Source organism: Xenorhabdus yunnanensis, assembly GCF_028598805.1.
Lineage (GTDB): Bacteria > Pseudomonadota > Gammaproteobacteria > Enterobacterales > Enterobacteriaceae > Xenorhabdus > Xenorhabdus yunnanensis.
Window position 1 is genome coordinate 1 of sequence record NZ_JAQRFI010000043.1, and the last position, 22,703, is coordinate 22,703.

Consider the following 22,703-nt stretch of genomic DNA (forward strand, 5'->3'; position numbering starts at 1 on the left):
TCGCCAAAACGGTGGTGATTGCAGCAGTCAGGGTAGTTTTACCGTGGTCAACGTGGCCGATAGTACCAACGTTAACGTGCGGTTTTGAACGTTCAAACTTTTCTTTAGACATTAGGTTGTCCCTCTAAAACACGGAATCGGTGGTTTCACCACATCAACCAAGCAATTTGCTTGTGAGATATTTACAGGAAGAAAATCAGGAGGCAAGAACAGGGGAAGTGGTGCTGATAGGCAGATTCGAACTGCCGACCTCACCCTTACCAAGGGTGTGCTCTACCAACTGAGCTATATCAGCACATCTTGGAGCGGGCAGCGGGAATCGAACCCGCATCATCAGCTTGGAAGGCTGAGGTAATAGCCATTATACGATGCCCGCGCGAACTCGGCTACCTAACTTTAATCAGCTGTATATTTCAGCTCAAGTGTCTTCTGGAGTATAACTCGAGCAGAACACTCAAGATTAAAACTGGTTAATGGTGGTGGGGGAAGGATTCGAACCTTCGAAGTCTGTGACGGCAGATTTACAGTCTGCTCCCTTTGGCCGCTCGGGAACCCCACCTTTCCAAATTTTTAATGGTGCCGGCACCAAGAGTCGAACTCGGGACCTACTGATTACAAGTCAGTTGCTCTACCAACTGAGCTATGCCGGCATCAAGTGCTGCGCATTCTAGGTAGAGTTGACCCATGATGCAACAAAAAAATTGCTTTTTTTGTTCTTTAGCTCATAAAATAGTCATTTTTAATGATATTGGTGTTTTTTTCAATACTTTCAGCTTAAATATCCAACAAAAACTTCTATGCAGTAAAGAACCAACATAGACATTTACCAATGATTTTTTGAAAAGTATTTGCATAATCCTAACCCCCTCTTTTTAAAGAGGACGATCCAAACAACCACAGGGATAGTACATTTTTAAAATTTTTGGATTTCTCATCAAAAAAATTACTAAAATCATAAAAAAGTCTACGCCTACGATAACGCAACCGATATGATGAGATTTATTTTTTGTCGGATACGGGTGTTCTCAACAACCTGTCCAACCTGCATAGACAGGCAGATGTTGGCTTATGAATAAGAAAGAATCTTTTTTGACGACTCCATACTTACAATTTGATCGTGAACATTGGGCAACATTGCGTGACTCGGTGCCTTTAACACTAACAGAAGAAGAAGTTGCTGCTTTAAAAGGGATTAATGAAGAAATCTCGATAGATGAAGTGATTGAAATCTATCTTCCATTGTCACGCCTACTCAATTTTTATATTAGCTCCAATTTACGGCGGCAAGCTGTTCTTGAGCAGTTCCTGGGAACAGATGGACAAAAAATACCTTATGTTATAGGCATAGCAGGCAGTGTTGCTGTCGGAAAAAGTACAACTGCACGCTTATTACAGGCATTATTAAGCCGTTGGCCAGAACATCGTCGTGTTAAGTTAGTAACAACAGACGGTTTTTTGCACTCTAACAATGTATTAAATGAGCGTGGTTTAATGAAAAAAAAGGGATTCCCTGAATCCTATGACATGCGCAGCTTAGTTAAATTCGTCGCCGACATAAAATCAGGCGCAGAAGAAGTCACTGCACCAATATATTCTCACCTAAGCTATGACATTGTTCCTAATGAACAACTTATTATCGAAAAGCCGGATATCCTCATCCTTGAAGGTTTAAACGTATTACAAAGTGGCATGGATTATCCACATGAGCCACATCACGTATTTGTTTCTGATTTTGTTGATTTTTCTATTTATGTTGATGCATCAGAAAAACTACTCGAACAATGGTATGTCGGTCGTTTTCTTAAGTTCCGGCAAGGTGCTTTTTCCGATCCTGATTCTTATTTCCACAACTATTCTAAGCTAACGACAGAAGAAGCAATAAAAATAGCGTCGAATATTTGGCGGGAAATTAACGGATTAAACTTACAGCAAAACATTTTACCAACGAGAGAACGAGCTAGCTTGATTATGACAAAAGGAATCAATCACACGATTGAAAGCGTCAGATTAAGAAAATAAAGCAAAAGCCGGAAATATTTCCGGCTCAGACCGCTAACAACCCTCGTTGAAAATAACGAGGGTTGTTTCTTTCTTTATAATGTTTCCTTCCTTATAAATAGTATCCAATCCAAATTTTTGACAGTTTTTCACTCAACCAATTTCAAATTCAAACCATGTTTCCTCAACATGAATTTCTTTCCTGATCACTTTGAATATTCCTCATTGGGAATAAGCCATTTCTTGATTGACTAAAAATCCCGCTTCACCCATTCTATTTGGACATCTAAACGTATAGACACTTAAACATCTAAAATTAAGCGGATAAAAATTCCGTTTGTTCATGAGGGCACAGGGTATGAGTTTTTTTCACGCTAATCAGCGAGAAGCGCTGAATCAGAATTTAGCTGAACTTGAAGGACAATTTCGTGTTTCCTTTGAATTCTTTCCACCCAGCACAGCTGAGATGGAACAAACCCTGTGGAAATCTATTGATCGTTTAAGCAAGCTGAAACCTAAATTTGTTTCCGTCACCTATGGTGCTAACTCTGGCGAACGTAATCGCACCCATAGCATCATCAAAGGCATTAAAGAAAAAACTGGCCTTGATGCAGCTCCACACCTGACTTGCATTGATGCCAGCCGTAAAGAGCTACGCAACATTGCCCATGATTATTGGCAAAACGGCATTCGTCATATCGTGGCATTGCGTGGCGATTTACCGACTAATTGTTGTAGTAAGCCAGAAATGTATGGTGCTGATTTAGTTGAGCTATTAAAAGAAGAGGCGGATTTTGATATTTCCGTGGCTGCGTACCCAGAAGTACATCCTGAAGCAAAAAGCGCTCAAGCAGATCTGATTAACCTGAAACGCAAAATTGATGCCGGAGCCAATCGCGCTATTACCCAATTCTTTTTTGATGTGGAGAGTTATCTACGTTTTCGCGATCGCTGTGTCTCAACAGGGATTGATGTGGAAATCGTGCCCGGAATTTTACCTGTCTCAAACTTCCGCCAGTTACAACGATTTTCCACGATAACTAACGTTCGTATTCCAAGCTGGATGACCAGAATGTTTGAAGGGCTGGATGATGATCCGGAAAGCCGAAGCTTAGTCGGCGCGTCTATTGCAATGGACATGGTAAAAATCCTCAGTCGCGAAGGCGTGAAAGATTTTCATTTTTATACCCTGAATCGAGCAGAGCTGAGTTATGCCATCTGCCATACTTTAGGAGTCCGTCCTTCCTGATTTATCCATTGCAATTGATTCATTACAATTTTTACAACCTTAGAAGCCGGACTAGATAATAGTTCGGCGTTACTGTAGATAAATATTTCTTGAGCAGATTAAAATGCAAAAAAACCGAACAGTTTCCCATTCGGCTTTGATGATTTAACAAGATTTAAAAAACTAAAAACTATCCTGTATTGCGCATTCCTGCCGCAACGCCGGCAATCGTCACCATCAACGCCTGTTCAAGATGTGGATCGGGATTGTCCTGCTGACGGGAGCGCTGTAATAATTCAGCCTGTAGCACGTTCAATGGATCGGTATACACGTTACGCAATGCGATAGATTCAGCGATCCACGGCAAATCCGCCATCAATTGCTCATCCTGTGCAATGGCCAGTACCGTTTTAATATCCTCTGCAAGTTGGTTACGCAATTGCACTCCGAGTGACCATAGTTTCGGCTCCACCAAACGCTGATCGTAGTATTCCGCCAGCCATAAATCTGCTTTGGCAAACACCATCTCCAACATGGCAATACGCGTATTAAAGAATGGCCAGTCGCGGCACATATCCGTTAAGACCGACAAGTTGCCCGCATCGATCACCCGTTGCAGCGCCGCGCCAGCGCCCAGCCATGCCGGAAGCATCAGACGGTTTTGCGTCCATGCGAATATCCATGGGATCGCTCGCAAACTTTCGACACCCCCCGTTGGGCGTCGCTTAGCTGGCCGCGATCCCAAAGGCAGTCTTGCCAATTCTTGCTCAGGAGTTGCAGCCCGAAAATAAGGCACAAATTCCGGTCGATCACGCACATAATCACGATACATATCACAAGAAACATCCGAGAGCGTATCCATAATCTGATGCCATTCTGGTTTTGGTTCCGGTGGTGGCAATAAGTTTGCTTCCAGAATCGCACTGGCATACAAGGCCAAACTACTGATCGTCACCTGCGGTAAACCAAACTTAAAGCGGATCATTTCTCCCTGTTCCGTTACGCGCAACCCTCCTTTCAGGCTACCCGGCGGTTGGGAGAGCAAAGCCGAATGTGCAGGCGCACCACCGCGACCAATCGAGCCACCGCGTCCGTGGAACAGAGTCAGTGTCACGCCTTCTTGTTCACATACTTTGATTAACGCATCCTGTGCCCGATATTGCGCCCACGATGCCGCCATCACCCCTGCATCTTTGGCTGAATCAGAGTAACCAATCATCACCATCTGTTTATCCTTAATCAGATCGCGATACCACTCAATCCCCAACAGTTGCCGAATCACACTTTCGGCATTGTTAAGGTCATCAAGGGTTTCGAACAACGGGGCGACCTGCAATGACAGTGGGCATCCCGCTTCTTTCAGCAACAATTTCACTGCCAAAACATCAGAAGGAACTTTTGCCATGGAAATAACATAAGCAGCAATCGCATCTTGTGGTGATTCAGCAATAACTTTACAGGTATCGAAAACCTCTTGCGTTTCTGCGCTTGGCTGCCAATCACGTGGGATCAGGGGACGTTTTGACTTCAATTCACGCAGCAGGAATGCCTGTTTTTCAGCTTCAGGCCAGCTCGCATAATCTCCCATTTCCAGATATTGCGTCAGTTCAGCAATCGCATCGGTATGTCGGGTGCTTTCCTGACGGATATCAATACGCACCAAAGATAAACCAAAACAACGAATGCGGCGCAAAGTATCCAGCAATTGCCCATTTGCAATAATTTCCATGCCACAGTCTTTCAGGGATCTATAGCAGGCATACAACGGTTGCCATAACTGTTCGTTATGCAACAGTAAATCCGCTGGTGGCAGGGCTTGTTCACCTTTAAGACGTTTTTCCAGATAAGCCAGCGTGTTACCTAATTGCGTCCGCAGTTGTTTAGCAATCTCACGGTAAGGTTCTAAAACCTGCTCCCCACCCGCCATTTGGCGAAGTTCAGGCGTACACTCCGACATGGAAAGTTCAGAAACTAAAATCTGAATATCTTTTAGAAACAGATCTGCAGCCTTCCAACGACTAAGCAGCAAGACATAACGGGTAATTTCGGCGGTAACGTTAGGATTACCATCACGATCTCCCCCCATCCAAGAGGTAAAGCGTATTGGCACAGCTTCCACCGGCAGACTATAACCAATGGACTCTTCCAGTTGTTCATTAAATTCACGCAGGAATGCCGGCACACCTTCCCACAAACTATTTTCGACAACGGCAAAACCCCATTTTGCTTCATCAATTGGGGTTGGGCGAATTTTACGTATCTCATCAGTATGCCATGATTGGACAACCAACTGACGCAACCGGCGCATAATGTTATTGCGCTCATAATCTGCCAAATCGTCATGATCAAGCTGTGCCAGACAACCATTAACTTCAACCAATTTATGAATCAGGGTGCGGCGGGCAATTTCTGTCGGATGGGCAGTCAAAACCAATTCAATCGCCAGTTCATTGACCGCATTGACTAACTCATCATTGCTGAATTGTTTCTCTTTGAGTCGATTGAACAACGCTGCCAACGCTACTGGATTGCTGGCCGCTTCACCGTGTGGCGAAATGCTATGATATTGTTCAGCAACGTTAGTCAGATTTAAAAACTGGTTAAACGCACGGGCGACAGGCAGTAATTCATCATTGGATAAATTTTCCAGTGTCGATAAAAGCTGCTGACGGTGAATTTCGTTGCCTGCGCGGGATGATTTGGATAACTTCCTGATTGTCTCAACTTTATCAAGAATATCTTCTCCCAAAGCCTCTTTAATTGTATCGCCCAGCAACTTACCGAGCATACTGACATTACTTCGCATTGCGGAATATTGTTGATTCATATTGTTTCTGGCCTTGTGTTGCTGTATGTCATCCATTTCACCAGAGGACTGGCTCAATTGGCATTTACCCTATTTCTGTCTAGATGTTTGATGTTTTGCTGCCGAGAATGTTCTTTTATTTATCTCTGACATTCCTATTCATATCAGAAAACAAACAATTTGGGCGAATTTTATGAAATTTAATCTGGATTTCTTTTTTATAAGCTAATCCGATTGTTTGCCTTGCTTGTACTCAATAAATTTTGTTTTTTTCAATTTTGTTTTTTTCAATAAAGAAACGACGAAGGCACTTTTGATTGACGGGATGATGATATGAATTGGTGGCGTTAATTGAGTAAATAACACTCTTTCTGTTATTGGCAGGGATAAGCCCTCATATCCCTGCCAAAATCTGTTTGAAAACCTGATCGATAGTAAAAAATCTCCGTCTATAGAAATGTTGGGCTATAGGAGTTGTGACAAACGATTTAAATCTGATTGGATTGCCCCCGCCGTGACATCTCGTCCGGCTCCCGGCCCACGAATCACCAGAGGATTGTCGCGATACCAGCGGCTCTCTATCGCAAAAACGTTATCTGCCGGCAGCAGTGAGGCCAATGGGTGATCACTACGCACTGCTTCCACACCAACTTTCGCCTTACCACTGGCATCAAAACGTGCAATATACCGCAGTACCATGCCCATTTCCTGAGCCGCTTCCAACCGTTGCAGCATCTGCGCATTAATGGCAGCACTGTTTTCAAAGAATTCTTCAATGGAGCCGAACCGCGCTTCTTCCGGTACCAAAGACTCAACACGCACATGATTAGGCTCTATTTCATAACCGGCTTCTCGAGCCAGAATAACCAGCTTGCGCATCACATCCTGACCAGAAAGATCAATGCGAGGATCAGGTTCCGTCAACCCCTGTTGCCATGCTTGTTCTACTAACTCGCTGAAAGGTGCGGAGCCATCGAACTGCAAAAATAGCCAAGATAATGTTCCGGAAAAAACTCCACTAATGGACAAGATAGTATCACCGCTTTCACGCAGATCTCTGACAGAATAATTAATCGGCAATCCCGCACCAACCGTGGCGTTGTATAACCAATGGCGACCTGTTTTTGCAAAGGCATCGCGGATCGTGCGATATGTGTTGCTGTCGGAAGAGCCGGCAATTTTGTTGGCGCTGATAACGTGGAAGCCATAACTGGCAAAATAGATGTACTCTGCGGCCAATTCTCCACTTGCTGTAACGTCCAGTACGACCAAATCGTCATAAGGATGTGCCCGCATCCATAAAAACAGAGCATCTTCTTCATGTTCAGTCGCTTCATCATCAAAGAATGCCAACGCCCGACTGGCATCAATACCCTGATAATTCAGCAAACTCCGGCGACTATCGACGATCCCCGCCAGAATAAATTCAAAATCGCTGCGAGCAGAAATATTCTTCTGTTCACGAGCAAACAGCTCCAGCCAACGGGAACCAATATTTCCTTTGCCAAACAGCACCAAACCGATACGTTTTTCTGCCCGGAACAGGCTTTGATGTAATCCCTGAATCAAATGCGACGTCTGATTCGAACGCACTACAGCAACAAGACTGATGCCATCTTCCGCATGCCAAATAAATTCAACAGGCTGATCTTTTAATTGTTGATAAAAACGATGGCTATGTAGCGGATTCTTGCATACGCCCGCACCAACCAAAGCCACCAGCGCCAAACCTTCACGCAAAGAAAGTTTGCCGGGTAAGGAAGCATCCTGCAAAACATCAAGGGCACTATTCACAATCTCAGAGGTATAGCAAAGCTGAATCAGGTTGCAATCTGCATGCAGTCCTGTTGCCAATGGCCGAACTTGAGTGCGCTTCAACAAAGAATCAATGTCTTTGTTGATTTGCTTGAAATCATGGGCTGAAGAAATATGTAATTCAATCAGGCAAACATCATCATGGCTGGTAACGATTTTTGCCCCGGTTCCCGTAGCCAACACACGCTCAATACGGGTGGAGCCTTGTTCAGGCTGGTAACTGCAACGCAATTGCAGATCAATATCGCTGATGGAAACAGGCTGCAATGTGCGGGTATGAAGAACAGGTGCTGCCAAACGCGCCAATTCACTGGCTTCATCCAAACGCAGTAACGGCAGCAGACAGGCATCTTTGACTTTACGCGGATCAGCACTGTAAACCCCCGCCACATCACTCCAGATCGTGACTTTTTTGGCTCCCGCCAAAGCTCCAACTTGGGTAGCAGAATAGTCGCTGCCATTGCGCCCCAACAATACCGTTTCACCATTCTGGTTACTGGAAATGAAACCGGTAACCACTAAACGCTTGTTGGAATTTTGGTTCAATAATTGGTCAAGCAAAGGCTGGGATAAGCTGACATCAACTTGCGGCTGGGCAACACGCTCTGCCCTGAGGAATTTGCGCGCATCCAGCCATGCGCTGGAGATCCCCTGATTTTCAAGCACCGCAGCCATCAAACGGGCAGACCAAATCTCCCCATGACCAACCACTTCTGCATATGTAATGTCTGTGATGGGTTTGTCCAACAATGCACTCAACCTTTCCAGATCAGCGATAAATATCGCACTCAGTTCTTCTGCAACGGCTTTGGGCAACAAACCACGGATCAACTCTTGCTGGTATCGCCGCAGGGATTGCTGTATTTGATGCGCGGATATCCGGTCACTCTGACTCAATTTAAGCCAATCGATCAGCTGGTTGGTTGTACTCCCTGCTGCCGATACCACCATCAGATCGCCCGGCTGGCTGTAGTTAGCCATAATTTCAGCAACCCGCTGATAACATTTCACATCGGCCAAGCTACTGCCACCAAATTTATGTAACTGACGGTCCGATTCCGCCCCCGCTGTTGCCAGTGTACTCATGATTAATGATTACCTCGTTGCCGCTGCCTGAAAAGCATTGTCCAGATCAGCAATTAAATCCTGACTATCTTCAATTCCTACAGAGACACGAAGAAGCGAATCCGTAATCCCTGCCTGAGTCCTTGCTTCTGCTGACATTCCCGCGTGTGTCATTGTTGCGGTATGAGAAATCAACGATTCCACACCACCGAGAGATTCAGCCAAGGTAAATAATTTTAACGCAGATAAAAAACGACGCATGGTCTGTTCATCACCATCTAGTTCAAAACTCAGCATTGCCCCAAAACCTTGCTGTTGCTTAATGGCAATTTCATGCCCGGGATGGCTCTTCAATGCAGGGTAAAAGAGCTTTTTCACTTTGGGCTGCTGTTGTAGGTAATCCGCAATGGCAACAGCATTATTTTGTTGGAGCAGCACACGAGCAGATAATGTACGAATACCACGCAGTAGCAGGTAGCTGTCAAAAGCCGCAGCCGTTACTCCAATATTGTTCGCCCACCAAGCCAAGTCTTCCGCAATAGCTGATTCCTTAGCGATAATTGCTCCCGCAATCAGATCAGAGTGTCCATTCAAATATTTCGTGCAGGAATGAACCACTAAATCAGCCCCTAAATCCAATGGCTTTTGCAGTACAGGACTTAAGAAAGTGTTATCGACGATAGCCAGTGCCCCAACTTCATGAGCCAATCTACAAATGTATTGAATATCAACGATCCGCAACAGGGGATTACTCGGTGTTTCAATCAATACCAGTTTGGGCTTTTTGGCCAATGCCAGTTTCAATGCCTGCTCATCTGACTGATCAACAAAAATCACATTATATGCACCACGTTTGCTCAAACTGTCAAAAAGACGGTAACTACCGCCATAACAATCATGGGGAGCCACTAATAAATCCCCTGGTTTCAGAAATACGGTACAAAGCAGATGAATAGCAGACATGCCACTGCTGGTCATGACTGCACCAGCCCCTCCTTCCAGTTCTGCCAAAACCTGTTGGACAATATCACGACCAGGATTGCCACGGCGGGAGTAATCATGGGTCCTGGGTTCATTGAACCCTGTAAAATTGTAGGTACTGGAAAGATAGATAGGCGGAACTACACAACCATATTGTTCATCAATATTTGAGCCACTGTGAACCGCAACTGTCGCTTGCTTACATCCCATAACCTTTCCCCATCATCGTTATTATTGGCGTCACGCAAGGATAACGATTGGAAAGATAGACGTCAATACATCTAGACATCCATAATGTTTTAAGCTTTAATATCACAATTCAATAAGTGTCATTACACTTTATATGTCTTCTGGTTATATTTTATAAATTAGTGCGGTTGGAGCGATATAGTCGATAAGTGAATTATGCTAGACTACTGCATTACCGATATGAAAACAGATTAGAAATCCCCTCCAACTTCTGATCTCAATTACTTGATTCAAAAACTATTTAAGGTATCTCATGGCTGAGTGGAATGGTGAGTATGTCAGCCCTTATGCTGAACATGGCAAAAAAAGTGAACAGGTCAAAAAAATTACAGTTTCAATTCCGCTGAAGGTATTGAAAATCCTGACTGATGAACGTACCCGCCGTCAGGTGAATAATCTGCGTCATGCAACAAACAGCGAATTGCTGTGTGAAGCTTTTCTCCATGCGTTCACTGGACAGCCTCTGCCTAATGATGACGATTTGCGCAAAGAGCGCCATGATGAAATCCCAGAAGCAGCGAAAATCATGATGCGTGAGCTCGGTATTGACCCTGAGACATGGGAATATTGATAACAAAACAAAAACGCCCGATGCAAAACATCGGGCGTTTTTGTTTACTATCTTTGTTTCAACTTTCCTGCCTGTATTGATTACAGGCAGGAAAAAGTCATTACTTCTTAGCACCTGGTACGCTGAAACGTTTGTTAAAGCGATCAACACGACCACCAGTTGCAACATCACGCTGCTTACCGGTGTAGAATGGGTGACATGCACCACAAACGTCCAGGTTCAGGTTGTGACCTACAGTAGAGTTGATTTTGATTACATTACCGCAAGAGCAAGATGCAGTAACTTCTTCGTATTTAGGATGGATACCTTCTTTCATGGGAAACCTCTGTTCAGGCCGTGTCGCTATCCAGCCTCGTAACCGCCAGACACCACACGTCGTGTTGATAATCGTGTTGATAAAAATAAGTTTCGGTAATTTCTATACCAAAGGCGGCGGATCATACAGAATATCGGTTTATTGCGCAATGAAATCCGCTGATTTGCTATGATACCCTTATCACTATATTTTTTTGTACCTTTTTCATCTGGTCATTAATTATCCGGAAATCGCCTTATGACAGTTGTTCAGGTTGCGTTGCCTGTCCCTCTTACCCGCTCATTTGATTATCTACTGCCTACAGAATTACCTTTGCCAGCTATCGGTGTTCGAGTGCTCGTACCTTTTGGTAGACGAAATGCGATAGGGATCATCACTGGTATCGCAGACAGCAGTGAATTCCCTCCTGAGCAACTTAAGTCTATTTCCAGCATTCTTGATACCCATTCCCTTTTTCCCAATGATCTCTGGCAATTGCTCCAGTGGGCAGCCAGCTATTATCACTATCCGCTGGGAGAAGTTTTGTTCCATGCCTTGCCGATCTTGTTGCGACAGGGAAAACCGGCAGAATTTTCTCCGCTCTGGCAATGGCAAGTCACCGAAGCCGGTCATGAACTTCCTCTTGCACAACTCAAGCGCTCCGCCAAACAGCAGAAGGCTTTGGCCGCTTTGCGCCAGCATCCCATTTACCGCCACCAAGTTTCTGAACTGGAATTAAGCGAAAGTGCACTGCAATCACTGAAAAAGAAATCACTGATTGCTCTGCATCCCATCCAGCCGGAAACTGAAAACTGGCATGCGTATTTTAAAACCATCGGCGAAAGGTTAAAACTCAATACAGAGCAGGCGACTGCGGTAGGAGCCATCCGTGCAGAAGATCAAACTTTTTCTCCGTGGCTACTGGCAGGCATCACGGGATCGGGCAAAACTGAAGTCTATCTCAGTGTACTGGAGAATATTCTTGCGCAAGGCAAACAAGCACTGATTTTAGTACCAGAAATTGGCCTGACTCCACAGACTATCCGTCGTTTCCGGGAACGTTTCAACGCGCCGATTGATGTTCTGCATTCAGCCTTGAATGACAGCGAACGGCTGACGGTTTGGCTGAGAGCGAAAAAAGGGGAAAATGCCATTGTCATCGGCACGCGATCGGCCTTGTTTACACCTTTTGCTCATCTGGGCGTTATCATTATCGATGAAGAACATGACAGTTCTTACAAACAGCAAGAAGGCTGGCGTTATCATGCCCGCGATCTAGCGGTGTTCCGTGCTAAAAAAGAGGGAACTCCGATCATTATGGGCACCGCTACTCCCGCACTGGAGACGCTATATAATGTACAACAGGAAAAATATCGCCAACTCACCTTAACCCAACGAGCAGGCGATGCCCAACCGGCAACTCAGCATTTATTGGACCTTAAAGGCTTGCCATTGACTGTTGGATTATCACAACCGCTCATTAATCGTATTGGTGAACACCTCAAGGCTGACAATCAAGTTATCCTGTTTCTGAACCGTCGTGGTTATTCCCCTGCCCTGCTCTGTCATGAATGCGGCTGGATAGCTGAATGCCAACGCTGTGATCACTATTACACCCTGCATCAAAATCATCGCCACCTGCGTTGCCATCACTGCGACAGTCAGCGCCCAATCCCACGCCAATGCCCGCAATGTGGCTCCACTAACTTGATTCCCGTTGGTTTGGGTACTGAGCAGCTTGAGGATGGCATTACAAAGCTGTTCCCCAATATTCCGGTCACCCGCATCGACCGTGATACCACCAGCCGCAAAGGAGCACTAGAACAACAACTGGCCGAAGTACATCAAGGTGGAGCGCGTATTTTGATTGGCACTCAAATGTTGGCGAAAGGCCACCATTTCCCCGATGTTACACTGGTTGCCTTACTGGATGTCGATGGTGCGCTGTTTTCTGCTGATTTTCGGGCAGCAGAGCGTTTTGCCCAGCTATATACCCAAGTCTCCGGGCGGGCGGGACGCGCAGGAAAACGAGGAGAAGTTGTCCTCCAGACTCACCATCCTGAGCACCCACTTTTGCAAGTATTATTAGAAAAAGGCTACGATGCCTTTGCCCGGCAAGCGATGGAAGAGCGTCAGCAAGTTCACCTGCCGCCTTTTGCCAGCCATATCCTGCTCCGCTCAGAAGACCACGACAATCAGCAAGCTCCCGCATTTTTACAACAAATGCGCCAACTATTTGAACATCATCCACAGCACGATGATCATTTATGGATCATGGGACCAGTCCCCGCATTACAGGCCAAACGAGGTGGTCGTTATCGCTGGCAATTGATGATTCAGCATCCTTCTCGCATTTTCCTACAAAAAATGATGGCTGGGATCTATCCCCAAATCACAGCACTACCGCAGGCACGCAAAGTAAAATGGAGCATTGATGTTGATCCCACCGAAGGTTGATAACAGAAAATCGTTAGCCAGTAACAGAAATAGAAAATTGCGTGTCGTCGCAAAGCGGCAAAATTAGACAAACATCTTGAGAAAAATAGAGACAATTATTTCTTTAATTTGCGAAGCATCTCTAAGAAATGATTCATATCACACTTTTTGTGTAAACAAAGTAACGGATTGATCTGTTAATCAGTTTAAAATGAAATTATTAATATGAGTGTAGTTATTAATAATATTGTAGTTATTAATAAGACTGTAGAAAGCAATCGCCAGTGCTCCCTTTTCAGGAATGACTGGCGTTTTTTTAGCAGCCGGAGAGCAATCGTTTCGCTGCCTGTGGAAAGTGAGGAGTGAACTATGGAAAAAAAGAATTGCGCATTGGCAACCATGAAAGATGTTGCCAAAGTGGCTGGTGTTTCTACCGCAACTGTATCAAGAACACTAATGAATCCTGACAAAGTTTCTGCCCGTACACGTCAGAAAGTTGAGAATGCGGTATTGGAAGTTGGTTACTATCCCCACAATCTGGCCAAAAACTTACGACGCAATGAGTCCAGAACAATCTTGGTTATTGTTCCTAATATCAGTGATCCTTTCTTCACTGAAGTCATTCGGGGCATTGAAGAAACGGCGGCAGATCATGGTTACTTAGTTCTGATTGGCGATTGTAAGCATCAGCAGCAACAAGAACATGCGTTTATCAATCTTCTGATCACCAAACGCATTGATGGTATGGTGCTACTGGGCTCCAACATCCCTTTCGATGTTTCCAAAGAAGAACAGAAAAACCTGCCGCCAATGGTCATGGCCAATGAATTCGCGCCGGAGCTGGAACTGCCTACTGTCCATATTGACAACCTGACAGCGGCCTTTAATGCCACCCATCATTTGCAAAAACTGGGACACAAACGCATCGCTTGTATTACAGGGCCGGAAACCATGCCACTGTGCCACTATCGCTTGCAAGGCTACATTCAGGCACTGCGGCGCACAGGGACAGAAATTCGCGAAGAATATATTGCCCGTGGTGATTTCACCCATGAGTGCGGTTCCGCATTAGCGGAAAACCTGCTTACTCTGCCAGAGCCTCCAAGCGCTATTTTCTGCCACAGCGACGTCATGGCCATGGGAGCAATGTGGCAAGCTAAAAAAATGGGATTAAAATTACCAGAAGATCTTTCTGTCGTTGGTTTCGATAATTTAAACCTAGCCCAATACTGCGAACCAGCCTTAACCACAGTGAAACAGCCTCGTTATGAAATTGGACATAATTCCATTCTATTGTTGCTGGAACAACTTCAAGGCCGTTTAGTTTCCAAAGATTCAAGATTGTTGGAGGCAGAATTGCTCATTCGAGAGAGTACTTGTTCGCCTAAAAGCTAGGCAAATAACGTCAGCTTAAGTAACATTAGTTATCTACTACTTAATTTTTAAATAACTCAGCGAATTAAACAGTGGCACAACGAGATTATGTAAGTCGCGGGCGTAACAATCCCCGTCGGAAAAGTACTGGTAAGAAAAAAAATCAGGCTCAAGGATTACCCAAAACTACATTAGCCGTTGCCGTGGCTCTGATGGTCATATTTGCTGGTGGGCTTTATTTCATCGTACACAATAAGAAGGAAGAAAATGTACAAAATGTCCCAGAGCCTCACCATCAACCCAAGGGGCATGACCTGCCACCAAAACCAGAAGAACGCTGGAGTTACATCAAAGAATTGGAAAATCGTCCTGCTAATGAACCTTCAGTACAGGAACCCAATGCAACATTGAATAAACCGCTAAACCATGCCCCTCAATTAACGCCAGAGCAAAAGCAATTACTCGAACAAATGCAGGCGGACATGCGCCAGCCACCGATTTCATTGAAAGAGGTGCCTTATAACAGTGAACCCGTTCCACGTTCACGCGTCTTAATCAATCCTCCTGCACAACAATATGAATATGCGCAGCAGCAACATGCCCAACAACAAGCCGGACAACTCTCGCCAGAACAACACTCGTCAGAACAACAGCCAGCAGCTCCTTCCCAAAACACCAGTGAAGCTGGCAAACCAAAGTCTGAAACAAATAGCTCAAAATTGATGCTACAATGTGGCTCTTTCCGAGCGATGGAACAGGCAGAATCCGTCCGTGCCAACCTTGCATTCGCAGGTATTGAAAGCCAGATTACCACGAACGACAATTGGAACCGTGTTGTACTTGGCCCTTATAAAAATAAGGCCAGCGCTGAAAAAATGCGCGAACGCGTTGCAGGAGCTGGTGTACCCGGCTGTATTCTCCGCCCTACCAGGGGTTGAAAAAGCGGAAAACTCCCCCATCTTAATCTCTAATAACATGCACATGGTGCTTTTATCAGCAGTGCGTAAGCAATTGTGGGATAACCAATTAATGCTCCGTGTGTACCATCTTCTATTTTGTAACCAGGGGCTAACTCGTGACTACAATCGTAAGTGTTCGCCGTAATGGCAAAGTCGTCATCGGTGGTGATGGACAAGCAACAATGGGTCATACCGTTATGAAAGGCAATGTCCGCAAAGTACGTCGCCTTTACAATGACAAAGTCATCGCGGGTTTTGCCGGCGGTACTGCTGATGCTTTCACATTGTTCGAGCTGTTTGAACGGAAACTCGAAATGCATCAAGGACATCTGACCAAAGCAGCCGTTGAACTTGCCAAAGACTGGCGAACAGATCGCATGCTGCGTAAGCTGGAAGCCCTACTTGCAGTCGCAGATGAAAATGCTTCTCTGATTATTACAGGTAACGGTGATGTGATTCAGCCAGAAAATGACCTTATCGCCATTGGTTCCGGTGGATCATACGCACAGGCGGCTGCCCGCGCTATGTTAGAAACAACTGAACTCGGCGCCAGAGAAATCGCGGAACGCGCTCTGACCATCGCTGGCGATATCTGCATCTACACCAACCATAATCACAACTTCGAAGAACTGCCTTCGAAAGCGTAAGGATAGATAGTATGTCTGAAATGACTCCTCGCGAAATTGTCAGCGAGCTTAACAATCACATCATCGGCCAGGACAAAGCAAAACGTGCTGTTGCAATTGCCCTGCGTAACCGCTGGCGCCGCATGCAGTTAGATGAATCACTGCGCTATGAAGTCACCCCAAAAAATATTTTGATGATAGGTCCGACCGGTGTCGGTAAAACCGAGATTGCCCGTCGTCTGGCAAAACTGGCCAATGCTCCCTTTATCAAAGTTGAAGCCACTAAATTCACCGAAGTCGGTTATGTCGGTAAAGAAGTCGATTCCATCATTCGTGATCTGACTGACTCCGCTATAAAAATGGTGCGCCTACAATCCATTGAGCAAAACCGCTATCGGGCAGAAGAGTTAGCAGAAGAGCGTATTCTGGATGTCCTGCTGCCACCGGCAAAAAATAACTGGGGACAGGCAGAAACCCAATCAGAGCCATCTTCAACCCGTCAGGCATTCCGCAAGAAATTGCGTGAAGGTCAGTTAGACGAGAAAGAAATTGAAATCGAAGTTTCAGCCGCTCCAGTTGGCGTTGAAATCATGGCACCTCCGGGCATGGAAGAGATGACTAATCAATTGCAGTCAATGTTCCAAAACCTGGCAGGCCAGCGTCAAAAAAATCGCAAGATGAAAATCAAAGACGCATTCAAGCTGCTGGTCGAAGAAGAAGCCGCAAAACTGGTCAATCCAGAAGAACTGAAACAGCAGGCCATTGATGCAGTTGAACAACACGGCATCGTTTTCATTGATGAGATCGATAAAATTTGTAAACGCGGTCAAACTTCCGGCCCAGATGTTTCCCGTGAAGGTGTTCAGCGCGATCTACTGCCACTTGTAGAAGGTTGCACAGTTTCCACTAAACACGGCATGGTCAAAACTGATCACATCCTGTTCATTGCCTCTGGTGCGTTTCAGGTTTCCAGCCCTTCTGACCTGATCCCAGAACTTCAGGGTCGTCTGCCAATCCGCGTTGAATTGCAAGCCCTGACTACTGAAGACTTTGAACGTATTCTGACCGAGCCTAATGCCTCATTGACTGAACAATACAAGGCCCTGATGGCAACTGAAGGCATGGATATCGCATTCACGGCTGATGGTATACGTAAAATTGCGGAAGCGGCATGGCAAGTGAATGAAACGACTGAAAACATTGGTGCCCGCCGTCTGCACACCGTGCTTGAGCGCATGATGGAAGACATCTCTTTTGACGCCAGCGAACGCCAAGGGCAATCCGTTGAAATCAATGCCGATTACGTCAAAGAACACTTAGACGAACTGGTTGCAGATGAAGATTTGAGTCGGTTTATTTTGTAACCAGTCATATTAGCTTGATTAGAATCAATTTGCCGGACTTATTCACGTGAGCAATTTAACGTGAATAAGACGCGAAATAATAAAAAAATCGCGAAACAGGGAGGCTTTTAGCCTCCCATTTTTTTATTTTCAATGGTATAAAATTTATTACATCAACCATAATGACAAACAGTGACAATATGAGCTCAACAACGTCTATTAGCCAGACACAGGCATGGCTGGAAAGCTTACGTCCCAAAACGCTCCCGCTGGCCGTTGCTGCTGCCGTAACAGGTTCAGCCCTTGCGTCATGGATGGGGCATTTCAAATGGCCTGTCGCATTATTGGCTTTATTAACCGCAGCCATGCTGCAAATTCTTTCCAATCTCGCCAACGATTATGGTGATGTCGCCAAAGGCAGCGATACAGAAAAACGCATTGGCCCAATGCGTGGCATGCAAAAAGGCCTGATTACTGCAAAGCAGATGAAAAACGCATTGAAAATCACTGTGCTGCTCTCTTGTTTATCAGGGATTTCCCTCATCACTGTAGCCTGTAACAGTCCAAGCGACATTATCGGTTTCTTGCTCCTGGGGTTACTGGCGATTGTCGCGGCTATCACTTATACGGTGGGTATCCGTCCTTACGGCTATATAGGGCTGGGGGATATTTCCGTCCTGATTTTTTTCGGCTGGGTGAGTGTTCTTGGTACTTATTATCTGCAAGCCAGTACTTTTTCCATTAGTACCTTTTTGCCCGCAACAGCCTGTGGCTTACTCTCTGTAGCAGTCCTGAACATCAATAACCTACGTGATATAGAAAATGACCGCCAAAACGGCAAAAATACTTTGGCTGTCCGGTTGGGAGGAAAAAAGGCCCGCTATTACCATGCAGCCCTTCTGATTACCGCCATGCTCTGCCTTATCACTTTCACGCTCCTATACCTGCATAATTGGTTTAGTTGGTTGTTCCTGCTCGCTTTTCCCCTGCTATTGAAACATATGATGCAAGTGCTGCGTGATCCAACACCTGAAGGTATGCGTCCCAAGTTGGTACAAATGGTAAAAACTGCATTATTGACCAATATTCTGTTTTCTATTGGATTGGTACTTAATTAAGCGAGTAGGCATCAATTTTGCACATAATTTTTAAGATTGATGATTTTGCCAACGTTGGCTTTAAAAGGATATACTGTCCGTTCCTTGCATAACCAGACGTAAATCCCATGAAATATGATACTTCCGAACTTTGTGATATCTATCAAGAAGATATAAACGTGGTAGAGCCACTTTTCTCCAACTTTGGTGGGCGTACTTCATTTGGTGGTCAGATCATCACCGTGAAATGTTTTGAAGACAATGGCCTTCTTTATGATTTGCTTGAAGAAAATGGACATGGTCGCATTTTGCTCGTTGATGGTGGTGGATCGGTACGCAAGGCACTAGTTGATGCAGAACTTGCTCAACTTGCCGTCAATAATGAGTGGGAAGGCATTGTCGTCTATGGCGCTGTGCGTCAGGTCGATTATCTCGCTGAGCTTGATATTGGTATTCAAGCAATGGCGGCCATCCCTGCTGGCTCCAATAGTGAAGGAACGGGAGAAAGTGATATCAGAGTGAATTTCGGTGGCGTGACGTTCTTCTCTGGTGACTATCTCTACGCAGACAATACCGGCATCGTTTTATCAGACGTTCCGCTGGAAATTGACGAAGAGCTTGATGAAGACAGTGACGATGATGAAATCTAATCTCAGATAAAAACGGAGACAGACTTTCATCCATCGCCACGTTGATATAGCCGATACTGATATACCCAATATTAACTAGTCCAATTTGATCAAGCTAAAGGGTATATAAAAAAGGGCGTAATTATCGCCCTTTTCCAGCTAAGCCATTGGATACCTTATTGCACATCTTCCATCTTACCTAGCAGGGTGCGTAAGCGCTCTTGCCATGCTGATTGTTCCTGCTTGAGCTGCTCATTTTCATGTACCAGAGAATCGCGACTGTCTGTCACATTCTGAACATCCTGAGATAAGACTACATTCCTTTCTTTTAATTCTTCAATTTCCATTTGCAGCAAAGTGATGGTATCAATCGCCTGCTGAACTTTAGATTCTAGTTTTTCAAAAACTTCAAATGACATTCTGGGGCCCTCTTGTAAGCAATGTCTTGATTGTATTTAGCCTATTAACGCCTGTCTAGTTTCATCCTTTCAATGTGCGGTATAACGAGAAATATAGCGACCAAACTCAAATGTCTACTAGATCACATTTCCAAGCCAAATAAAACACAAAAAAAATGCGAATTCGCTCATTTTGTTGACGCAACACGCATATTTCAATTTCGCTATTTCTCGTTTACGCGCATTAACGATAAATTCACAGGAACCTTTCTCTTAATACATAAGAAGGGACTAATAATTAATCTCTTTCCTCTGTACTTTTTATAGGATATAGAAATGAGTCAGACCACAACTCCAACATTATCAGGTCAATGCATTTCCGAGTTTCTAGGTACTGCGTTGCTCGTTTTTTTTGGCTTAGGCTGCGTTGCTGCTGCCCGACTTGCAGGAGCACAACTGGGCTTATGGGAAATCAGCATTATCTGGGGTTTTGGTGTCGCTTTGGCAGTTTATCTCACTGCCGGCATTTCAGGTGCGCATCTTAACCCAGCAGTTACCCTTGCTTTATGCCTATTTGCCAACTTTGATAGAAAAAAAGTACTGCCTTACATTATTGCCCAAATGTTAGGTGGCTTTGTCGCGGCACTCATTGTCTACATGATGTATTACAACCTTTTCCTGGATTATGAGCAAGTTCACAATATCGTTCGCGGCTCGCAGGAAAGTCTCTTTACCGCAGGTGTTTTCTCTACTTATCCGGCTACGCAGATCTCCGTATTACATGCATTTATTGTTGAAGTTATCATAGCGGCCGTTCTGTTGTGTCTGATTCTGTCCCTGACAGATGATGGTAATGGCATCCCTCGGGGACCTTTAGCGCCTCTGTTAATCGGTATTCTCATTGCGGTTATCGGTGGCTCATTTGGCGCCTTGACTGGATTTGCCCTAAACCCGGCCCGTGACTTCGGCCCCAAATTAGTGGCTTACTTGACTGGCTGGGGAGATATTGCCCTAACCGGAGGCCGAGATATTCCTTATTGCCTTGTTCCGTTGGTAGCTCCTATCGTTGGCGCAATTCTAGGTGCTTTTGGCTACCGCAAACTAATTACTCGCCATTTACCGCGCGAGGTTTAAATTTGCCATACTGAACTTTCACCATTTGAAATATGGCAAACCAATAAAACAATAAAAATGACTGAATAAATAAAACCAGGTTATAGTTATGACAACAGAAAATATTACTGAAAAAAAATATATCGTCGCTCTGGATCAGGGCACAACCAGTTCACGAGCAGTTATACTCGATCACGATGCTAATATTGTTTGCATCTCACAACGTGAATTTCCGCAAATCTATCCCAAACCTAGCTGGGTTGAACATGATCCAATGGAAATCTGGGCAAGCCAAAGCTCTACCTTAGTCGAAGTACTAGCAAAAGCTGATATCCGTTCCGATCAAATTGCCAGCATTGGTATTACAAACCAACGGGAAACAACTATTGTCTGGGAAAAAGAAACCGGCAAACCGGTTTATAACGCTATTGTATGGCAATGCCGCCGGACAGCAGATATCTGCACCAAACTGAAACAAAAAGATGGTCTGGAAGAGTACATCCGCCACAATACAGGTTTGGTTGTGGACCCTTACTTCTCCGGTACAAAAATAAAATGGATTTTGGACAACGTTGGAGGTGTTCGCCTACGCGCTGAAAATGGTGAACTTTTATTCGGTACAGTCGATACTTGGCTGGTCTGGAAAATGACTCAGGGACGTGTACATGTAACCGATTACACCAATGCCTCCCGTACCATGCTGTTCAATATCCATAATCTGGACTGGGACCAAAAAATCCTGGATGAGTTGGGAATACCTCGCGTGATGCTGCCTAAAGTCGCCGCATCCTCAGAGATCTATGGCCAAACTAATATCGGGGGTAAAGGTGGCACTCGCATTCCTATCGCGGGTATCGCAGGCGACCAGCAAGCCGCACTGTACGGTCAACTGTGCGTACACCCCGGAATGGCAAAAAATACTTACGGCACTGGCTGCTTTCTGCTAATGAATACGGGCAAAGATGCAGTTCGTTCTAACCATGGTCTGTTGACAACTATTGCCTGTGGTCCACGCGGTGAAGTCAATTATGCATTAGAAGGTGCAGTATTTGTTGGAGGAGCATCCATTCAATGGCTACGTGACGAACTGAAACTCATAGCGGATGCTACCGATTCAGAATACTTCGCGACCAAAGTCAAAGACAGCAATGGCGTTTATGTTGTTCCTGCGTTTACTGGCCTTGGTGCACCGTATTGGGATCCTTACGCTCGTGGTGCTATTTTTGGACTGACCCGTGGTGCAAATAGCAATCACATTATTCGTGCTACTCTGGAATCCATCGCTTACCAAACCCGCGATGTACTGGATGCTATGCAAGCTGATGCAGGTACTCGTCTGCAAGCCCTGCGCGTAGATGGCGGAGCTGTCGCCAACAACTTCCTGATGCAATTCCAATCCGATATTCTCGGCACCCGTGTGGAACGCCCTGAAGTTCGTGAGAGCACTGCTTTAGGTGCAGCCTTCCTTGCTGGCTTGGCTGTCGGCTTCTGGCAAGATTTGGATGAAGTGAAAAGTAAAGCAGTAATCGAAAAAGAATTCCGCCCGGGTATCGAAACAACTGAGCGCAACCACAAATACAATGGCTGGAAAAAAGCCGTTGCCCGTGCCCAAGAATGGGAAGATCGCGCCTAACTGCGAGAAATAAAGGCTCTGACATTGTTGATACACTTTGCCGGAGCCTTTAAAAACCAGCGTTTATTTCGACAGCACAATTTTCGC

The 22,703-nt window shown here is 45.2% G+C and carries 18 protein-coding genes and 4 tRNA genes; 12 read left to right on the plus strand and 10 right to left on the minus strand.

The features are described 5' to 3' along the window. The 5 genes from PSI23_RS15670 to PSI23_RS15690 all read right to left on the minus strand — a co-directional run. A partial coding sequence (locus PSI23_RS15670) for a GTP-binding protein (RefSeq protein ID WP_231310522.1) occupies nt 1-112 on the minus strand: 112 nt, incomplete at its 3' end. A gap of 107 nt (nt 113-219) precedes the next feature. Further along, nucleotides 220-295, minus strand: a tRNA-Thr gene (locus PSI23_RS15675). Nucleotides 296-301: 6 nt separating this feature from the next. After that, a tRNA-Gly gene (locus PSI23_RS15680) sits at nt 302-376 on the minus strand. A 98-nt stretch (nt 377-474) separates the two neighbouring features. Beyond that, nucleotides 475-559: transfer RNA gene (locus PSI23_RS15685), tRNA-Tyr, on the minus strand. 15 nt (nt 560-574) lie between these two features. After that, nucleotides 575-650: transfer RNA gene (locus tag PSI23_RS15690), tRNA-Thr, on the minus strand. Nucleotides 651-1,068: 418 nt separating this feature from the next. On the opposite strand from PSI23_RS15690, the gene coaA reads away from it, so the two are divergent. Both coaA and metF read left to right on the plus strand, forming a co-directional pair. After that, nucleotides 1,069-2,019, plus strand: a complete 951-nt coding sequence (gene coaA, locus PSI23_RS15695) for a type I pantothenate kinase (protein WP_273555965.1) — start codon at nt 1,069-1,071, stop codon at nt 2,017-2,019. A gap of 337 nt (nt 2,020-2,356) precedes the next feature. Then, nucleotides 2,357-3,247 carry a methylenetetrahydrofolate reductase gene (gene metF / locus PSI23_RS15700; protein ID WP_273555966.1) on the plus strand — a complete coding sequence of 297 codons (891 nt, stop codon included), beginning with the start codon at nt 2,357-2,359 and terminating at the stop codon, nt 3,245-3,247. 169 nt (nt 3,248-3,416) lie between these two features. Here metF and ppc read toward each other — a convergent pair whose 3' ends face one another. The 3 genes from ppc to metB form a co-directional block, all read right to left on the minus strand. After that, nucleotides 3,417-6,053 carry a phosphoenolpyruvate carboxylase gene (gene ppc, locus PSI23_RS15705; protein WP_273555992.1) on the minus strand — a complete coding sequence of 879 codons (2,637 nt, stop codon included), beginning with the start codon at nt 6,051-6,053 and terminating at the stop codon, nt 3,417-3,419. A gap of 444 nt (nt 6,054-6,497) precedes the next feature. Continuing rightward, the gene (locus PSI23_RS15710; RefSeq protein WP_273555967.1) at nt 6,498-8,933 is read right to left on the minus strand and encodes a bifunctional aspartate kinase/homoserine dehydrogenase II; all 2,436 of its coding nucleotides are present in this window, start codon (nt 8,931-8,933) and stop codon (nt 6,498-6,500) included. 9 nt (nt 8,934-8,942) lie between these two features. Beyond that, nucleotides 8,943-10,103 carry a cystathionine gamma-synthase gene (gene metB / locus PSI23_RS15715; protein WP_273555968.1) on the minus strand — a complete coding sequence of 387 codons (1,161 nt, stop codon included), beginning with the start codon at nt 10,101-10,103 and terminating at the stop codon, nt 8,943-8,945. A 292-nt stretch (nt 10,104-10,395) separates the two neighbouring features. On the opposite strand from metB, the gene metJ reads away from it, so the two are divergent. Next, nucleotides 10,396-10,713 carry a met regulon transcriptional regulator MetJ gene (gene metJ, locus PSI23_RS15720; RefSeq protein ID WP_092520271.1) on the plus strand — a complete coding sequence of 106 codons (318 nt, stop codon included), beginning with the start codon at nt 10,396-10,398 and terminating at the stop codon, nt 10,711-10,713. Nucleotides 10,714-10,813: 100 nt separating this feature from the next. On the opposite strand, the gene rpmE is transcribed toward metJ, so the two are convergent. After that, entirely contained in the window at nt 10,814-11,029 is a 216-nt protein-coding gene (gene rpmE, locus PSI23_RS15725; RefSeq protein ID WP_273555969.1) for a 50S ribosomal protein L31, read from the minus strand. A gap of 237 nt (nt 11,030-11,266) precedes the next feature. On the opposite strand from rpmE, the gene priA reads away from it, so the two are divergent. The 7 genes from priA (at nt 11,267) to rraA (ending at nt 19,493) form a co-directional block, all read left to right on the plus strand. Beyond that, entirely contained in the window at nt 11,267-13,465 is a 2,199-nt protein-coding gene (priA, locus tag PSI23_RS15730; protein WP_273555970.1) for a primosomal protein N', read from the plus strand. Between the two features lie 348 nt (nt 13,466-13,813). Beyond that, on the plus strand, nt 13,814-14,839 hold the full coding sequence (cytR, locus tag PSI23_RS15735) for a DNA-binding transcriptional regulator CytR (RefSeq protein ID WP_273555971.1): 1,026 nt from the start codon (nt 13,814-13,816) through the stop codon (nt 14,837-14,839). A gap of 71 nt (nt 14,840-14,910) precedes the next feature. Next, complete coding sequence (gene ftsN / locus PSI23_RS15740; protein ID WP_273555972.1) at nt 14,911-15,756, plus strand: cell division protein FtsN; 846 nt, start codon at nt 14,911-14,913, stop codon at nt 15,754-15,756. Between the two features lie 137 nt (nt 15,757-15,893). After that, nucleotides 15,894-16,424, plus strand: coding sequence for an ATP-dependent protease subunit HslV (gene hslV / locus PSI23_RS15745; RefSeq protein WP_092520260.1), 531 nt, complete (start codon nt 15,894-15,896; stop codon nt 16,422-16,424). 11 nt (nt 16,425-16,435) lie between these two features. After that, nucleotides 16,436-17,767 (plus strand): ATP-dependent protease ATPase subunit HslU, encoded by a 1,332-nt coding sequence (hslU, locus tag PSI23_RS15750; RefSeq protein WP_273555973.1) that lies wholly within the window; start codon nt 16,436-16,438, stop codon nt 17,765-17,767. Nucleotides 17,768-17,946: 179 nt separating this feature from the next. Beyond that, entirely contained in the window at nt 17,947-18,864 is a 918-nt protein-coding gene (locus PSI23_RS15755) for a 1,4-dihydroxy-2-naphthoate polyprenyltransferase (protein WP_273555974.1), read from the plus strand. Nucleotides 18,865-18,971: 107 nt separating this feature from the next. After that, nucleotides 18,972-19,493 carry a ribonuclease E activity regulator RraA gene (gene rraA / locus PSI23_RS15760; protein ID WP_273555975.1) on the plus strand — a complete coding sequence of 174 codons (522 nt, stop codon included), beginning with the start codon at nt 18,972-18,974 and terminating at the stop codon, nt 19,491-19,493. A gap of 155 nt (nt 19,494-19,648) precedes the next feature. On the opposite strand, the gene zapB is transcribed toward rraA, so the two are convergent. Continuing rightward, the gene (gene zapB, locus PSI23_RS15765; RefSeq protein WP_273555976.1) at nt 19,649-19,891 is read right to left on the minus strand and encodes a cell division protein ZapB; all 243 of its coding nucleotides are present in this window, start codon (nt 19,889-19,891) and stop codon (nt 19,649-19,651) included. Between the two features lie 315 nt (nt 19,892-20,206). Between zapB and PSI23_RS15770 the strand changes: the two genes are divergently transcribed. Continuing rightward, the gene (locus PSI23_RS15770; protein ID WP_273555977.1) at nt 20,207-21,004 is read left to right on the plus strand and encodes an MIP/aquaporin family protein; all 798 of its coding nucleotides are present in this window, start codon (nt 20,207-20,209) and stop codon (nt 21,002-21,004) included. Between the two features lie 88 nt (nt 21,005-21,092). Further along, nucleotides 21,093-22,616 carry a glycerol kinase GlpK gene (gene glpK / locus PSI23_RS15775; protein WP_273555978.1) on the plus strand — a complete coding sequence of 508 codons (1,524 nt, stop codon included), beginning with the start codon at nt 21,093-21,095 and terminating at the stop codon, nt 22,614-22,616. Nucleotides 22,617-22,703: the final 87 nt, after the last annotated feature.

Excerpts from the sequence above, each read along its gene's own strand:
- coaA (WP_273555965.1), top strand. The coding sequence starts at position 1,069 with ATGAATAAGAAAGAATCTTTTTTGACGACTCCATACTTACAATTTGAT.
- metF (WP_273555966.1), top strand. The coding sequence starts at position 2,357 with ATGAGTTTTTTTCACGCTAATCAGCGAGAAGCGCTGAATCAGAATTTA.
- ppc (WP_273555992.1), bottom strand. The coding sequence starts at position 6,053 with ATGAATCAACAATATTCCGCAATGCGAAGTAATGTCAGTATGCTCGGT.
- PSI23_RS15710 (WP_273555967.1), bottom strand. The coding sequence starts at position 8,933 with ATGAGTACACTGGCAACAGCGGGGGCGGAATCGGACCGTCAGTTACAT.
- metB (WP_273555968.1), bottom strand. The coding sequence starts at position 10,103 with ATGGGATGTAAGCAAGCGACAGTTGCGGTTCACAGTGGCTCAAATATT.
- metJ (WP_092520271.1), top strand. The coding sequence starts at position 10,396 with ATGGCTGAGTGGAATGGTGAGTATGTCAGCCCTTATGCTGAACATGGC.
- rpmE (WP_273555969.1), bottom strand. The coding sequence starts at position 11,029 with ATGAAAGAAGGTATCCATCCTAAATACGAAGAAGTTACTGCATCTTGC.
- priA (WP_273555970.1), top strand. The coding sequence starts at position 11,267 with ATGACAGTTGTTCAGGTTGCGTTGCCTGTCCCTCTTACCCGCTCATTT.
- cytR (WP_273555971.1), top strand. The coding sequence starts at position 13,814 with ATGGAAAAAAAGAATTGCGCATTGGCAACCATGAAAGATGTTGCCAAA.
- hslU (WP_273555973.1), top strand. The coding sequence starts at position 16,436 with ATGTCTGAAATGACTCCTCGCGAAATTGTCAGCGAGCTTAACAATCAC.
- PSI23_RS15755 (WP_273555974.1), top strand. The coding sequence starts at position 17,947 with ATGAGCTCAACAACGTCTATTAGCCAGACACAGGCATGGCTGGAAAGC.
- rraA (WP_273555975.1), top strand. The coding sequence starts at position 18,972 with ATGAAATATGATACTTCCGAACTTTGTGATATCTATCAAGAAGATATA.
- zapB (WP_273555976.1), bottom strand. The coding sequence starts at position 19,891 with ATGTCATTTGAAGTTTTTGAAAAACTAGAATCTAAAGTTCAGCAGGCG.
- PSI23_RS15770 (WP_273555977.1), top strand. The coding sequence starts at position 20,207 with ATGAGTCAGACCACAACTCCAACATTATCAGGTCAATGCATTTCCGAG.
- glpK (WP_273555978.1), top strand. The coding sequence starts at position 21,093 with ATGACAACAGAAAATATTACTGAAAAAAAATATATCGTCGCTCTGGAT.